The organism is Brachybacterium vulturis, from assembly GCF_043641765.1.
GTDB lineage: Bacteria > Actinomycetota > Actinomycetes > Actinomycetales > Dermabacteraceae > Brachybacterium > Brachybacterium vulturis_A.
The window spans coordinates 13,393-26,616 of record NZ_JBHZRO010000022.1 but is presented as its reverse complement, the minus strand read 5'-3'; the positions used below and the strand labels follow the sequence as shown (position 1 = coordinate 26,616).

Here is a 13,224-nt window from a genome sequence, read left to right as displayed (position 1 = left end):
GGACGAGCTGCGGTGCGGACCGCTCGAAGCGACCGCCGAGCTCCCTGCACGTCCGCCGGGAGGACCGCGCGATCGCAGGCCCGACTCGCGCCCAGAGTGCTCAGCTCAGCAGCCGCGCCGCCTCGCCCCCGTCGGTGATGGTGGGGATGGTGACCGGGCCGTCGGGGCCGTCATCAGGGGACAGGCCCAGTTCGGCGACCGAGACGGCATGCTGCGCGCGTGCCGCCTCGACCCGGGCCGGGGCGCGCAGCTCCTCGACGAGCTCTCCGCCGAGGATCAGCGGCTGCTGCAGCGGCCGCAGCGAGGTGCGCGTCCAGTCGGGGCTCGATGCCCCGGAGGTCAGCTCCGCGGTCAGCTCCCGCTCGAACTCGGCCACTTCCTCTTCCCCGGGCAGCACCAGCTCGGCATGGGCGTGCTCGCCCACCCGCATGCGGTAGGCGGCCTTGCCGGCGCCGAGCGTGGCCTTGTCGGTGGAGCGCTTCCCGACGGGCTGCATCCGCCCGTCGGCCCCCTCGCGCTCGACCAGCTTGAAGACGAAGCCGGGGGCGGGGTGGCCGCCGCCGGTGACCAGACGGGTGCCGATCCCGTAGCCGTCCAGCGGGGCGTCCTGCAGCTCCTCGAGGCGGTGCTCGTCCAGATCGCCGGTCGCGGTGATCCGGGTGCCCTTCGCGCCGAGGGAGTCCAGCAGCTCCCGCACCCGCCCCGCCTGGGCGGCGAGATCCCCGGAGTCCAGGCGCACCGCGCCCAGGCCAGGCCCGGCCAGCTCGACCGCGCGGCGCACCGCCGCCTCGACGTCGTAGGTGTCCACCAGCACCGTCGTCCCGCTGCCCTGGGAGGCCAGCTGCGCCCGGAAGGCGTCCTCCTCGGTGTCGAACAGCAGGGTGAAGGCATGCGCGGCGGTGCCCGCCACCGGGATGCGGTAGTGCGCGCCCGCGGCGAGGTTCGAGGTGGAGGCGAAGCCCACGATGTACGCGGCGCGGGCCGCGGCGATCGCGCCGTCCTCGTGGACCCGCCGCCCGCCCATCTCGATGCAGGGCCGGCCGCGCGCGGCGGTGATCATCCGCGATCCCGCGGAGGCGACGCCGCTGTCGTGGTTCAGGATCGACAGCACCACCGTCTCCAGCAGCACCGCGTTCTCGAAGGTCCCCTCGATCCGCAGCACCGGGGAGTTCGGGAAGTACAGCTCACCCTCCGCATAGCCGTGCACATCACCGGCGAAGCGGTACTCGGCCAGGTGCTCGAGGGTCTCCTCCTTCAGCACCCCGGCCCTGCGCAGGTAGCGCAGGTCCGCATCGTCGAAGCGGAAGTCCGCGATCGCGTCGAGCACGCGGCCGGTGCCCGCGAGCGCGCCGTAGCGGCGTCCTTCGGGCAGGGACCGGGTGAACACCTCGAAGACGCAGCGCCGCGAGGCGGTGCCGGCCTCGCGGGCGGCCTCCAGCATCGTCAGCTCGTAGAGGTCGGTGAGCAGGGCAGAAGTCACGGGGTCCACCGTAATGCGTGCTGAGGCGGCGCATGGGCGGGCGCGCCCCGTAGACTCGTCTCCGCCGCATCCCGATCCTGGGGGTGCGGCTGGACTCAGGAGGATGTGCATGCCGGTCGAGCTGGCGCGGGCGGATTCGGGAACCGAGTCGGCCACCGACCCCGCGGGCAGTGCGCAGACGGTCCTGGAGGCTGACGGCGCCTGGTGCACCGTGGTCTGGAACGACCCCGTGAACCTCATGAGCTACGTCGAGTTCGTGTTCCGTCGCTATTTCGGCTACTCGCACCTGGTGGCCGAGCAGCTGATGATGCAGGTCCATGAGGAGGGCCGCGCGGTCGTCTCGCGCGGGTCCCGCGAGCGGGCGGAGACCGACGTGCAGGCGATGCACTCCTTCGGGCTCCAGGCCACGCTCGAGAAGGCCGGGGAGCGCTGATGGCGCACGCATTCCGACGTCGCTCGGACGGGACCATGGCCTGCCGGCTCGACGGCGAGGAGAAGGCGATCATCGCCCAGGTCGCCCAGGAGACGGCGGACCTGATCCGCGCGGACCTGGGGATCGACACCCACGGGGACGGGCTGCGCCGTGCCGCGCAGAGCGAGGACCCGCTGCGCCGCCTCGAGGCCGAGTTCGCCGGTCGCGACGCCCGCGAACCCTCCGACGCCGCTGTGAGGCGCCTGTTCCCCGCGGCCTCGGACGATCCGGACCTCGCGACCGAGTACCGGCGCCTGGCCCAGCAGGATCTCGCCGACGGCAAGCTCACCGACCTCCGCCTGGTGATGAAGATCCTGGACCGCAGCGGCGGCGGCCACGGCGAGGTCGTGATCGACGACGCCGAGTCGATGGCGATGCTGCGAGCCCTGAACGACGTGCGGATCGTGCTGGCGGACAGACTGGGACTCGAGCGCGACGGCGACTTCAACACCGTCCGGATGCTCCAGCAGATCGGGGAGCAGGTCGAGGAGGCAGAGCCCGTGGGTGATGACGAGCACGTCGGCTCCGACATCGTCATCGCCGTCTACGAGCTGCTGTCCTGGCTGCAGGAGAGTCTCCTGCGAGCGCTGGACTAGGCCCTGGCATGCACCGTCGGCCGCCTCCGCGCCGTGCCGGCGGATGTGACCGAACTGTGAAACGGCACGCAGTGAGCGTGCCATCACAGCAGTGGACGGCTGTCGAGATTAGCCTGGGACCGATGAACAGCGCGCCGATCGGGATCTTCGACTCCGGAGTGGGTGGCCTCACGGTCGCCCGCGCCGTCCTCGACCAGCTGCCCCAGGAGGAGCTGGTCTACATCGGCGACACCGCGCACGGACCCTACGGGCCGCGCTCCATCGCCGAGGTGCGGTCGCTGGCGCTGACGATCATGGACGAGCTGGTCGAGCACGGGGTGAAGATGCTCGTCATCGCCTGCAACACCGCCTCGGCGGCCGTGCTGCGCGACGCCCGGGAGCGCTACGAGGTACCGGTGGTCGAGGTGATCCAGCCGGCCGTGCGGCGGGCCGTCGCCGCCACCCGCAATCGGCGGGTCGGCGTGATCGCGACCCAGGGCACGGTCACCTCCCGCGCCTACGAGGACGCCTTCGCCGCCGCCCCCGAGCTGACGCTCACCACCCAGGCCTGCCCGCGCTTCGTCGAGTTCGTCGAGAACGGCGTGGTCAGCGGTCGGGAGGTGGTCGAGGCGGCGACGGAGTACCTGGCGCCGGTGAAGGCGGCAGGAGTGGACACCCTGGTGCTGGGCTGCACCCACTACCCGATGCTGGCGGGCCCCATCAGCTATGTGATGGGACCGGGCGTCACCCTGGTCTCCTCGGCCGAGGAGACCGCACTGGATGTCTACGGCCACCTGCAGGCCGGCGAGCGGCTGCGGGAGACGGAGCGTCCGCCCCACCACGTCTTCGCCCAGACGGCGGTCGGTGCCGGCAGCGAGAACTTCGCCCGCCTCTCCCGCCGCTTCCTGGGACCGACCTTCGACATGACCGGCAGCCTGCCGGTGGTCACGGCATGAGGGTCCACGTCATCGGCTGCAGCGGCAGCTTCGCCGGTCCCACCAGCGCCGCCTCCAGCTACCTCATCGAGCACGAGGATGCGGACGGCCGCCTCTGGCGGGTGCTCATGGATCTCGGCTCCGGCGCCTTCGGCCCCCTGCAGAGCGTGATCGATCCGGCAGAGCTGGACGCGGTGATCATCTCCCACCTCCACCCCGACCACTACCTCGACCTCACCGGTCTCGAGGTGTTCTGGGCCTACCACTCGCGGACCGACCTGGGGAAGCTGTCGATCCACGGCCCGGCCCCGCTGCCCGAACGGGTCTCCGGGGTGCTGGGCCGCGACGGCCACATCCCCGCCGGGGTGAGTGCCGCCCCCTTCGACTACCACACCCTGAGCGACGGCCACCGATTCTCGATCGGGCCGCTGGAGATCGAGACCCGCGCCGTGCTGCACCCGGTCGAGGCCTACGGCTTCCGCCTCACCGCCGACGGGGTCACCGTCGCCTACTCCGGAGACACCGATTCCTGCGAGGCGCTGGACGAGCTCGCGGCCGGCGCCGACCTGTTCCTGTGCGAGGCCGGCTACATCGAGGGGCGCGACGACCGCTTCACCGGGGTCCATCTCACCGGTCGCCGGGCGGGCGAGGTCGCCGCTCGTGCGGGAGTCGGCCGGCTCGCCCTGACCCATATCCCGGCCTGGACCGATCCCGCGATCCCGCTCGCCGAGGCGCGCGCGGTGCACACCGGACCGATCACGATGGTCCAGCCGATGGATATCCTCGACGTGTCCGATCGACGTACTGCGAGGAACGAGCGGTAGGAGATCGGAACGAGAACACCGCCTGATTCCTCCGAGGAAGGAGCTCCGTGAGCTCTTCGACCCAGACCCCCACCGGCGACCGCATCGACGGCCGCACCCCCGACCAGCTGCGCGCGGTGCGCATCACCCGAGGCTGGCTCGACCAGGCCGAAGGCAGCGCGCTGATCGAGTTCGGCCGCACCCGCGTGCTGTGCGCCGCCTCCTTCACCGCCGGGGTGCCGCGCTGGAAGCAGGGCTCCGGCTCCGGCTGGGTGACGGCGGAGTACGCGATGCTTCCGCGCGCCACCAACACCCGGTCCCCGCGCGAGTCGGTCAAGGGGAAGATCGGTGGGCGCACCCATGAGATCTCCCGACTGATCGGTCGCTCCCTGCGCGCGGTCATCGACCTCGACGCGCTCGGCGAGAACACGATCCAGCTCGACTGCGACGTGCTGCAGGCCGACGGCGGCACCCGCACCGCGGCGATCACCGGCGCCTACGTGGCGCTCGCCGACGCCATCAGCTGGGGCAAGCAGCACACCTCGCTGCCGGCCGCCTCGCAGGTGCTCACCGACTCGGTGAGCGCCATCAGCGTCGGCATCGTCGGGGGCCGGCCGCTGCTGGACCTCGAGTACCGCGAGGACGTCGAGGCCGAGACCGACATGAACGTCGTGGTCACCGGCTCCGGCTCCTTCGTCGAGGTGCAGGGCACCGCCGAGGGCGCGCCCTTCGACCGCAGCGAGCTCGGGGCGCTGCTGGACCTGGCCACCGGCGGCTGCGCGGAGCTCGCGCAGATCCAGCGGGACGTCCTCGCCGGGCAGCGATGACCGCGCCGCAGGCCGCAGTTCCGACCGGGGCGAGGGTGATCCTGGCCTCGCACAATGCCAAGAAGCTGACCGAGCTGCAGAGGATCGTCACTGCTGCGGTCCCCGGCCTGGCGCCCGAGCAGATCATCTCCTCGGCCGGGATCGACCTGCCCGACGTGGTCGAGGACGCGGTCACCTTCGAGGGCAATGCCCTGCTGAAGGCGCGGTCGGCCGCCGCCGCCACCGGTCTGCTCGCCGTCGCCGACGACTCCGGTCTGGCGGTCGACGTGCTCGGTGGAGCGCCGGGGATCTTCTCCGCTCGCTGGAGCGGCCGGCACGGCGATGACGAGGCGAACAACGACCTGCTGCTGGCCCAGCTCAGCGACGTGCCGGACGCCCACCGCACCGCGCGATTCGTGTGCGCGGCCGCACTGGTGGCTCCCGACGGTGCCGAGGCCGTCGAGCGCGGGGAGATGGTCGGGATGCTGCTGCGGGAGCGCCGCGGTGCCGGCGGCTTCGGCTACGACCCGCTGTTCCGGCCGGAGGGGGAGAGCCGCTCCGCGGCGGAGCTCAGCCCGGAGGAGAAGGACGCGATCTCTCATCGCGGCAAGGCCTTCCGGGCGCTCGCCGGGCACGTGGCGCAACTGATCGGTGCTGCGGGCTGAGCAGTCGGCACGCTGACGGGAGCGGCCCCGCCCGGAGGAACCTCCGGGCCGGGCCGCCGCCACGAGTCGCGATCAGACAGCGCCGACGTGGGCGAGGGCGCGCCGGACCAGCAGGTCCCGACCACCCTCCATATCCTCCAGCGGCGAGGACTGGGCCAGCAGCTCGTCGATGCCGAACCAGGTCAGCTCCAGCGCATCCTCCTGCGGGGCGGTCTCCCCGTCGATCGGCACCACGTAGGCCATCGAGATCGCATGCTGGCGCGGATCATGGAACGGGGAGACTCCCGGGGTGGGGAAGTACTCGGCGACCGTGAACGGCACCGGGGAGACGGGGATGCGCGGCATCGCCATCGGTCCCAGGTCCTTGTCGATGTGCCGGGCGATCGCTTCGCGGATCGACTCGTGGACCAGCACTCGCCCGGAGACGATCGCGCGCACGATCCGTCCCGCACCGGAAGCGCGCAGCAGCAGTCCGATCTCCTCCACGGAGCCGTCCACGTCCGTGCGCACCGGGACGATGTCCAGATAGGGGATCGGCAGGCGGCGACGCAGCTCGGTCAGGTGCTCGGGCTCGAACCAGGAGCCCTCGGAATCCACGGCGGTGCGGCTGTTCATCGAGCGCCCTCCTCGGTGTCGGCAGGTACGGACTTCTGCGCGCTGCGGCGATCCAGCGGCGTCAGCTCTCCCTTCCGCACGAAGAAGCGGGGGTTCTGCGCACGGGAATCCATCGTGAGGCGATTCTCCACCTTCTGCCCGGCGATCATCGAGACCGACCAGGTGGTTCCCTCGAGCTCGATCAGCGACAGGGTCGCGTTCGGGATCGACGGCAGCGGCTGCTCCATGATCCCGGACAGCAAGAAGCGGATCAGCGTGCCGTGCCCGACCACCAGGACCTTCTGGCCCCGGTACTTCTCCTCGAGCGCCTCGAGGCCGTCGAAGCCGCGGTCGGCGGCCTGCTGGGTGTCCTCGACGCCGGGGAAGTCGCGCTCGGGGTACTGCCTCTCCATCTCGGCGGCGGGCCGCCCCTCGGCCGCGCCCCAGTCGATCTCCCGCAGACGGTCCTCGGTGCCGCCGAAGGGGATGTCGTGGTCCTCGCCGATGATCCGTGCGGTCTGCTCCGCCCGCTGCAGCGGCGAGGAGACCACCACATCCCAATCCACGGCCGGCAGGCCGTCGAAGGCGGCATGCGCCTGGGCGATGCCGGTCTCGTTCAAGGGGATGTCCGAGGAGCCCTGGAAGAGGTCCCGCAGGTTGAAGTCCGTCTGCCCGTGGCGGACCAGTCCGAACAAGGTCATGGAGATTCTCCTGATCGCAGGGATGATGCGTGCGCGAGAAGGGACTCGAACCCTCACGCCCTCGGGCACTGGAACCTAAATCCAGCGCGTCTGCCAATTCCGCCACTCGCGCGCCCCACCAGGGTAATGGCCCAGCGGGCATGCTCCGGTAGGCTCGGAGGGTCTTCCAGATCTCGACCCCTCAGGAGCATCCATGAGCGCCCTCGCAGGCAAGACCGCTGTCGTCACCGGTTCATCCCGAGGAGTCGGGGCCGCCACCGCGAAGCTGCTCGCCGCCGAAGGCGCGAACGTCGTGATCAACTATCGCCAGAAGGCGCCGCGGGCGAACAAGGTGGTCGCGGAGATCGAGGCGGCCGGAGGCAGGGCCGTCGCCGTCGGTGCGGACCTCACCAGCGCGGAGGAGGTGGACACCCTCATGCAGACCGCGGTCGACAGCTTCGGCTCGCTGGACCTGCTGGTCCTGAACGCCTCCGGCGGCATGGAGGCCGATCTCGGTGAGGACTACGCGATGCGCCTGAACCGCGATGCGCAGAACGATGCCCTCACCGCCGGTCTCGCACGCCTGTCCGAGGGCGGCCGGGTGGTCTTCGTGACCAGCCACCAGGCGCACTTCATCGACGAGGTCGAGACCATGCCCGAGTACGAGCTGGTCGCGAGGTCCAAGCGGGCCGGTGAGACCGCACTGACGCAGCGGCTCGGGGAGATGTCCGGGAAGGGGGTCTCCTTCGTGGTCGTCTCCGGCGACATGATCGAGGGCACCGTCACCGCGACCCTGCTCAACCGTGCCCGGCCCGGTGCTCTCGAGGCTCGCCGCGAGGCCGCCGGCAAGCTCTATTCCGTCGAGGAGTTCGCGGCGGAGGTCGCCGCGATGGCGATGGCAGATGTCGAGACCGGCCATATCGAGCTGGTCGGCGGCGCCGAGGACTTCCGCGCCCGCACCGCGAACTGACCCACACCCGGCACAGCGGGGCCTGGCACCCCGCCGGCCGCGATACGATCTGCAACAGCAAGCCCTGACGACCCCCGGAGGCAGTGGTGGCCACAAAGAAGAGCCTGGACGATATGCGCAGCGAGGCCTATCGCCGACAGGACAACCTCGCATCGGACATCGATGAGCTGATCGATCGCGTCCATCCCGTGAACGCGGTGACGCGCTGGAAGAACGAGTTCGTCGGAGCGGTGAAGGGTTTTTCCGCAGCCGGTGACGAGAAGACCCCTGCGACGCTCCCGGTGGCGATCGCAGGCGGCGTCGTCGGCGTGGTCCTGATCGGTGCGGGCATCGCTGCGGCGATCGCCCTGTCCGGTGGGGACGAGAAGAGCGCGAAGAGCGCGAAGAAGTCGGTGAAGGGCGCGAAGCAGACCGCGGCCGAGAAGGCCGAGGCAGCGAAGCACAGGGCGAAGGAGAAGGCCCGCGCCGCGAAGGACTGATCTTCCGCGGGCGATCCGCCGCACTCGCGCCTGTCGGCGCCGGTCACGCGTGTGGCCGGCGCCGAGTGCTGTGCCGACCCTCGCGCAGAGCCGCAGCCCGTCGCGGGGCCGACAGCCCAGCAATGGCGCTGAGCCGGCTCAGACGTCGCCGTCGACGTAGAACCAGCTGCCGTCCACCCGGACGAAGCGCGAGAGCTCATGCTGCTGCCGGCGGCCGTGCGGACCTTTCGACACCGCCGAGAACTCGACCGTGCCGGTATCGTCGAAGGGCCCGCCCGCGCTCGCGGCCAGCACATCCAGCCGCAGCCAGCGCACCTCTGCCGCCAGCGAGGCGGTGAGCTCTGTGCGCCCGGGCCGGGTGCGCGGATGCCAGCTGCGCAGCAGATGGTCGACATCGCGCACCGTGAAGGCGGTGTACCGCGAGCGCATCAGGGCGACCGCCGTGGCGGCGCGCCGCTCCTCGCGCAGCACGGGGCCGCAGCAGGCACCGTAGGTGTCACCGCTCCCGCAGGGGCAGCGGGAGGCGTCGGGCAGGGAGGCGGCGGAAGAACTCACCCCTGCAGTATCTCGCTGCCGCGACGCGAAGGGGACGCGCCCTCGCGGGGAGACGTCGACGCGAGTCCGGGGGCGCGGCCCCGGAGCGTTCAGCCGCTGAGGACCACGCTCAGCGTCGCGACCAGCCCGGCGTGGAGGGGCCCACCGTCGGCCGCCATCCGGTCTCGGACATGAAACGCAGCGAGGAGACCCGCAGCGAGCGCCGCTGCACGTCCAAGCGGGTGCCGACGATCGCCTGGGTGAGCTCCGGGTAGAACTTCGCGGGCTGCGCGGCGCCCGCCTCCATGGCGAGGTCCTTCGCCCAGCGCTTCTTGAGGATCGGCTCGCCGCCGACGTTGTAGAAGCCGCTGCTGGCCCGCAGCGCCGCCACGAAGGCGCGCCCTGCATCGGAGTGGTGCAGCAGGGTGACGTAGTGGTCGGGCTTGCCCAGCAGGATCGGATCTCCGTCGCGGGTGGCCTTCAGCGCATGCGTGGTGTGCTGGTCACGGCCGAAGAGCTGCCCCAGCCGCAGGATCACGCTGCTGCGACCCGAGGTCGCGAAGTCGACCGCCGCCCGCATCTCCTTCACCCGCGGCCGGAAGGCCTGATTGCGCACGCTCAGGGGGAGCTCCTCGCTGATCCACTCGGCGCCGTTGTCCGGGTAGAGGAAGATCGTGGACTCCTGGATGAGCCGCCGTACACCGGCCTGCGCCGCGGCCTTCGCGATCGCCACAGAGGCCTCGAGGTGGAGCCGGTCGTCCTCGCGCCACGCCAGCGGGCGCAGACCCGCCATTCCGACGGGGACGTGAGCGAGCGTGTTGATCACGACGTCGTGGCCGCGGAACGCCCGGGCGAGATCATGCGGATCGAAGACATCGGCGACGATCGCGCTGCCACCGCGCCCCTCGATGATCGGCACCCCGGAGTCACGCCGGGTGATACCGGTGACCTCGTGCCCGGCGGCGACCAGCGCCTCGATGGCTTCCTGCCCGAGCACACCCGTGGCACCGGTGACCGCGATCCTCACGCTGACCTCCTCAGGCGAGCCATCCGTGAGGACCCTCGCGCGCAGACATTCCTGGGGGGATCGAGTCTAGGGGATCGCAGCAGATCCGCGTGCCCGCGGACGTCCTGTGGAATGACGCGGCGCGACCGGGTCGCAGAGAGAGGTCGACCTCCGCGGAGCCCGAGACCGGCGCACCCGGCGGCAGTCCGGACGCTCCCTGCCGGCTATCGATTTCCGCACCTCGCAGGTGCGGAGAGATCAGTATGCTGGCCAGCAGGATGAGCCCGACCCGCACCGTCCCGCTGAGGACCGTGGCGGCGAGAGGAGAAGCCTCATGAGGCAAGAGAACATCGTCCTGGTCGGTGGTGGTCTGGCGGGCGCGCACGCCGCCGCCGAGCTGAGAAAGCGCGGGTTCGACGGCCCGCTGACGCTGCTCAGCGAGGAGGGTGACCGTCCCTATGACCATGTGCCGCTGTCCAAGGAGTACCTCCACGGCGGCCACGGATACCACTCGCTCTTCATCCACGACGAGGACTTCTACGCTGAGCGACGGATCGATCTCCGGCTGAATGCGCACGTCTCGCGAGTGGATCCGCACAGCGACGCCGTCCACCTCGACAGCGGGGAGCGGATTCCCTACTCCGCAGCGCTCCTGGCGACCGGGGCCGCCGCACGGAGGCTGCCGTTGCCCGGCGCCACGGGCGCGACGCCGCTGGGCGGCGTGCACCATCTCCGCACGCTCGGTGAGGCCGACCGGCTGCGCAGCGAGCTCGAGCCGGCCCGGCGCGTCGTGGTCATCGGAGCCGGACTGCTCGGCTGCGAGATCACGGCGAGCGCGGCGGCTCGGGGCAAGGACGTCGCTCTGGTCAGCCGCGGCGCACTGCCGTTGGCCAGCGCGCTGGGAACGGAGATGGCCACGGTCTACCGGGACCTGCACACCGAGCACGGCGTCCGGATCCTGGCGCCTGCCGAGGCCGCTGAGCTGCGCGGGTCCGGATCGGTGGACGAGGTGGTGCTGACCGACGGGCGGACAGTACCCGCCGATCTCGTGGTGATCGCCGTCGGAGCCATCCCGCGCACCGGCCTCGCGGAGGCGACGGGGCTCGCCGTCGACGACGGCATCATCACCGACAGTGCGCTGGCGACCAGCGCCCCGCGGCTGTACGCCGCCGGCGACGTGGCCTCCGTCCGGTATCCGCGGACAGGACGGCACGAACGGCGCGACCACTTCGCCACGGCGCGCACCCAGGGCAAGGCCGCGGCGCGCAGCATGCTGGGCGAGCAGGTCAGCTACGACGAGGTGCCGTTCTTCTTCTCCGATCAGTACGACGTCTGGATGGAGTACACGGGGGCGGTGCTTCCCGGTGCGGAGCTCGTGGTGCACGGCGACCTGGACTCGCGAAGATTCGTCGCGTTCTGGGTGCGCGGCGGGCAGCTCACGGCGGCGATGAACATGGGGCTCAAGGACGTGCCCGACGCGGTCACACCGCTCATCCACGGCGGGGAGCGGGTCAGCGATCGAGATCTGAGGCGGATCGTCGCGGACGCGCGACCGGCGGGGGGCGACTTCGGGGCCAGCCTCGCTGGACGCTCCTCAACCGGCGGCCACCCCGGCGAACATGCCGGTGAGCGATGCCCGTAGACCGCTGAGCTCCAGCAGTGCCACGGACGGTGCATGGTCGCAGCCGCTGCTACCCCTGGTGCCGTTCGCCGGTGAGCATGGTCAGCAGCAGCACGCTGGCCTCCTCCGCAGCGTCGGCCGGGCAGTCCACCCGGTGCATGACGTGCTCCCGCAGGTGGATGACGGTGCCGGGACGGAGCCGTACGATCTCTCCGTCCGAGCTGAAGTCCAGCGTCCCGGACACGCACTGCACGATGATGGGGTGCGCCGCCGTGTGGTCGGGAAGGTCCTGTCCGGGAGCGAAGGTGAAGGCGATGAGGTTGGCGCCGTCGCCCTGCAGGAGTCGCTTGACGGCAGGGCGGGGACGCCGCGGGTTCGGGGCGGGTGCTTGCTCGGTCAGGGGCAGGACGGTCATGGAGTCGGAGTCCCGGGAGGCGGGGGCTCCGAAGCCGTCGGGCCGGTAGACCGGACGGCGAGTGGTGGTCGGGTCGGGCATGGAATCTTCTCTCCTTTGGCACGGGACGATGGTGAGTCTGCCGTGCGGGTCAGGATGATCCCGACTCGGAGCAGGTGGTCGCGGCGGGTGGTGAAGACTCTGCGCATCGCGAGGACACGGCGGCGGACCTCGGGGCGGCGGAGCACGTTCGCGATGATCCGCGCGGTCCCGAGCACGCCCTCGTCGGCGACCATCCGGCGCGGGTCCAGCAGAGCCATCGGGGTTCGGTGGATGTCGGTGATCCGGAACCCGGCCTCCTCGGCCAGCGCGACCCATTCGGGGATCGTCAGCGGCCGGGCGTTGACGCGGAGGGAGCGCGCCAGCGCCGTGCGGATCTCGTCCTTGGTCCCGGGGGAGAGGTCGTCGGGTGTCAGTCCCATCTCGTGGATGGCGTAGACGCCTCCCGGGCGGAGCAGGCGGGCCGCCTCGCGCATGATCTCGAGCTTCCTGCGGTCGGTGTGCATGGTCAGCATCGCTTCGCCGAGCACGGCGTCGGCGCAGCCCGCGGGGAGGCTCGCGTGCTCGGCGGAGGCCTCGATGACCTGATGGTCCCCGGCGGGCAGGAGAGCGGAGACGGCCGTGACGGCCTGCACATCGGAATCCACGCCGACGTACCGGCGGGGGTCTCGGTCGAGGATCTCCCGGGCAGTGATACCGAGGCCGGGGGCGAACTCGACGACCGTGGACCCCGGGATGCCGATGTGGTCGAGCACCCACTGCGTGGTCTCCCGGCCGCCGGGCCGCAGCACCGTCTTGCCGACGCTCGCCAGCAACCAGTGTCCGGCGGTCTTCGCAACGGGCCGGTTCGCACCGGGCAGTGCGGTGGTGCGGTCTCGGATCCGGGACGCCATGGGACACCTCGTGGGTCGCTGCGAAGATGCCTGGTAAGGCCAGGCTAACCTCATGCAGGATATTTTGGCGGGCCGGGAACGCACTGTTCCGGTGCCGGCAGGGGTCATGCTGGTCTGCCGGCCATGCAGCCTGCGGGACCCGGTCCCTGATCGGAAGACGATGCGACGGGACCACCCACATTCGTCGCCTCTGCCCTGCGCGAGACGCGCCCCCCGCTGGCCGACCCCCGGCCGGACACCACCCACCCGTGCAGACG

Annotated in this window: 16 protein-coding genes and 1 tRNA gene; 9 read left to right on the top strand and 8 right to left on the bottom strand. The window is 71.2% G+C overall.

Annotated features, from left to right (window positions below; all coding sequences use genetic code 11):
• Positions 1–100: 100 nt before the first annotated feature.
• The gene (locus ACHUEU_RS14570; protein WP_394216848.1) at positions 101–1,480 is read right to left on the bottom strand and encodes a nicotinate phosphoribosyltransferase; all 1,380 of its coding nucleotides are present in this window, start codon (positions 1,478–1,480) and stop codon (positions 101–103) included.
• A 109-nt stretch (positions 1,481–1,589) separates the two neighbouring features.
• Here ACHUEU_RS14570 and clpS point away from each other — a divergent pair, with 109 nt between their 5' ends.
• The 6 genes from clpS (at position 1,590) to rdgB (ending at position 5,736) form a co-directional block, all read left to right on the top strand.
• Entirely contained in the window at positions 1,590–1,913 is a 324-nt protein-coding gene (gene clpS / locus ACHUEU_RS14565) for an ATP-dependent Clp protease adapter ClpS (RefSeq protein WP_394216847.1), read from the top strand.
• On the top strand, positions 1,913–2,548 hold the full coding sequence (locus tag ACHUEU_RS14560) for a DUF2017 domain-containing protein (protein WP_394216846.1): 636 nt from the start codon (positions 1,913–1,915) through the stop codon (positions 2,546–2,548). Before clpS ends, ACHUEU_RS14560 begins: the two co-directional genes overlap by 1 nt.
• Before the next feature lie 122 nt (positions 2,549–2,670).
• Positions 2,671–3,483: a glutamate racemase gene (gene murI / locus ACHUEU_RS14555; RefSeq protein ID WP_394216845.1), complete on the top strand. Its 813-nt coding sequence runs from the start codon at positions 2,671–2,673 to the stop codon at positions 3,481–3,483.
• Positions 3,480–4,286 carry an MBL fold metallo-hydrolase gene (locus tag ACHUEU_RS14550; protein ID WP_394216844.1) on the top strand — a complete coding sequence of 269 codons (807 nt, stop codon included), beginning with the start codon at positions 3,480–3,482 and terminating at the stop codon, positions 4,284–4,286. The genes murI and ACHUEU_RS14550 overlap by 4 nt, the downstream gene beginning before the upstream one ends.
• 47 nt (positions 4,287–4,333) lie before the next feature.
• The gene (gene rph, locus ACHUEU_RS14545; RefSeq protein ID WP_394216843.1) at positions 4,334–5,092 is read left to right on the top strand and encodes a ribonuclease PH; all 759 of its coding nucleotides are present in this window, start codon (positions 4,334–4,336) and stop codon (positions 5,090–5,092) included.
• Positions 5,089–5,736 (top strand): RdgB/HAM1 family non-canonical purine NTP pyrophosphatase, encoded by a 648-nt coding sequence (gene rdgB, locus ACHUEU_RS14540; RefSeq protein WP_394216842.1) that lies wholly within the window; start codon positions 5,089–5,091, stop codon positions 5,734–5,736. Before rph ends, rdgB begins: the two co-directional genes overlap by 4 nt.
• A gap of 72 nt (positions 5,737–5,808) precedes the next feature.
• On the opposite strand, the gene ACHUEU_RS14535 is transcribed toward rdgB, so the two are convergent.
• The 3 genes from ACHUEU_RS14535 to ACHUEU_RS14525 all read right to left on the bottom strand — a co-directional run bounded on the left by ACHUEU_RS14535 (position 5,809) and on the right by ACHUEU_RS14525 (position 7,143).
• Positions 5,809–6,351, bottom strand: a complete 543-nt coding sequence (locus ACHUEU_RS14535) for an NUDIX hydrolase family protein (protein ID WP_394216841.1) — start codon at positions 6,349–6,351, stop codon at positions 5,809–5,811.
• On the bottom strand, positions 6,348–7,031 hold the full coding sequence (locus ACHUEU_RS14530; protein WP_394216840.1) for a histidine phosphatase family protein: 684 nt from the start codon (positions 7,029–7,031) through the stop codon (positions 6,348–6,350). Before ACHUEU_RS14530 ends, ACHUEU_RS14535 begins: the two co-directional genes overlap by 4 nt.
• Before the next feature lie 30 nt (positions 7,032–7,061).
• Positions 7,062–7,143, bottom strand: a tRNA-Leu gene (locus ACHUEU_RS14525).
• Positions 7,144–7,224: 81 nt separating this feature from the next.
• Between ACHUEU_RS14525 and ACHUEU_RS14520 the strand changes: the two genes are divergently transcribed.
• Positions 7,225–7,980 carry an SDR family oxidoreductase gene (locus ACHUEU_RS14520; RefSeq protein WP_394216839.1) on the top strand — a complete coding sequence of 252 codons (756 nt, stop codon included), beginning with the start codon at positions 7,225–7,227 and terminating at the stop codon, positions 7,978–7,980.
• Positions 7,981–8,066: 86 nt separating this feature from the next.
• Complete coding sequence (locus tag ACHUEU_RS14515) at positions 8,067–8,459, top strand: hypothetical protein (protein WP_394216838.1); 393 nt, start codon at positions 8,067–8,069, stop codon at positions 8,457–8,459.
• A gap of 138 nt (positions 8,460–8,597) precedes the next feature.
• On the opposite strand, the gene ACHUEU_RS14510 is transcribed toward ACHUEU_RS14515, so the two are convergent.
• Positions 8,598–9,014 (bottom strand): YchJ family protein, encoded by a 417-nt coding sequence (locus ACHUEU_RS14510; protein WP_394216837.1) that lies wholly within the window; start codon positions 9,012–9,014, stop codon positions 8,598–8,600.
• Between the two features lie 109 nt (positions 9,015–9,123).
• Positions 9,124–10,020, bottom strand: a complete 897-nt coding sequence (locus ACHUEU_RS14505) for an NAD-dependent epimerase/dehydratase family protein (RefSeq protein WP_394216836.1) — start codon at positions 10,018–10,020, stop codon at positions 9,124–9,126.
• Positions 10,021–10,333: 313 nt separating this feature from the next.
• On the opposite strand from ACHUEU_RS14505, the gene ACHUEU_RS14500 reads away from it, so the two are divergent.
• Positions 10,334–11,641: an NAD(P)/FAD-dependent oxidoreductase gene (locus ACHUEU_RS14500; RefSeq protein WP_394216835.1), complete on the top strand. Its 1,308-nt coding sequence runs from the start codon at positions 10,334–10,336 to the stop codon at positions 11,639–11,641.
• A 49-nt stretch (positions 11,642–11,690) separates the two neighbouring features.
• On the opposite strand, the gene ACHUEU_RS14495 is transcribed toward ACHUEU_RS14500, so the two are convergent.
• Both ACHUEU_RS14495 and ACHUEU_RS14490 read right to left on the bottom strand, forming a co-directional pair.
• Positions 11,691–12,035, bottom strand: a complete 345-nt coding sequence (locus tag ACHUEU_RS14495) for a cupin domain-containing protein (RefSeq protein ID WP_394216834.1) — start codon at positions 12,033–12,035, stop codon at positions 11,691–11,693.
• Entirely contained in the window at positions 12,032–12,967 is a 936-nt protein-coding gene (locus ACHUEU_RS14490; protein ID WP_394216833.1) for a class I SAM-dependent methyltransferase, read from the bottom strand. Before ACHUEU_RS14490 ends, ACHUEU_RS14495 begins: the two co-directional genes overlap by 4 nt.
• Positions 12,968–13,224 lie beyond the last annotated feature (257 nt).

What these genes read in the sequence shown, in the direction of transcription:
- clpS (WP_394216847.1), top strand. Translation starts at nt 1,590, where the DNA reads ATGCCGGTCGAGCTGGCGCGGGCGGATTCGGGAACCGAGTCGGCCACC.
- ACHUEU_RS14560 (WP_394216846.1), top strand. Translation starts at nt 1,913, where the DNA reads ATGGCGCACGCATTCCGACGTCGCTCGGACGGGACCATGGCCTGCCGG.
- murI (WP_394216845.1), top strand. Translation starts at nt 2,671, where the DNA reads ATGAACAGCGCGCCGATCGGGATCTTCGACTCCGGAGTGGGTGGCCTC.
- ACHUEU_RS14550 (WP_394216844.1), top strand. Translation starts at nt 3,480, where the DNA reads ATGAGGGTCCACGTCATCGGCTGCAGCGGCAGCTTCGCCGGTCCCACC.
- rdgB (WP_394216842.1), top strand. Translation starts at nt 5,089, where the DNA reads ATGACCGCGCCGCAGGCCGCAGTTCCGACCGGGGCGAGGGTGATCCTG.
- ACHUEU_RS14535 (WP_394216841.1), bottom strand. Translation starts at nt 6,351, where the DNA reads ATGAACAGCCGCACCGCCGTGGATTCCGAGGGCTCCTGGTTCGAGCCC.
- ACHUEU_RS14530 (WP_394216840.1), bottom strand. Translation starts at nt 7,031, where the DNA reads ATGACCTTGTTCGGACTGGTCCGCCACGGGCAGACGGACTTCAACCTG.
- ACHUEU_RS14520 (WP_394216839.1), top strand. Translation starts at nt 7,225, where the DNA reads ATGAGCGCCCTCGCAGGCAAGACCGCTGTCGTCACCGGTTCATCCCGA.
- ACHUEU_RS14500 (WP_394216835.1), top strand. Translation starts at nt 10,334, where the DNA reads ATGAGGCAAGAGAACATCGTCCTGGTCGGTGGTGGTCTGGCGGGCGCG.
- ACHUEU_RS14495 (WP_394216834.1), bottom strand. Translation starts at nt 12,035, where the DNA reads ATGACCGTCCTGCCCCTGACCGAGCAAGCACCCGCCCCGAACCCGCGG.
- ACHUEU_RS14490 (WP_394216833.1), bottom strand. Translation starts at nt 12,967, where the DNA reads ATGGCGTCCCGGATCCGAGACCGCACCACCGCACTGCCCGGTGCGAAC.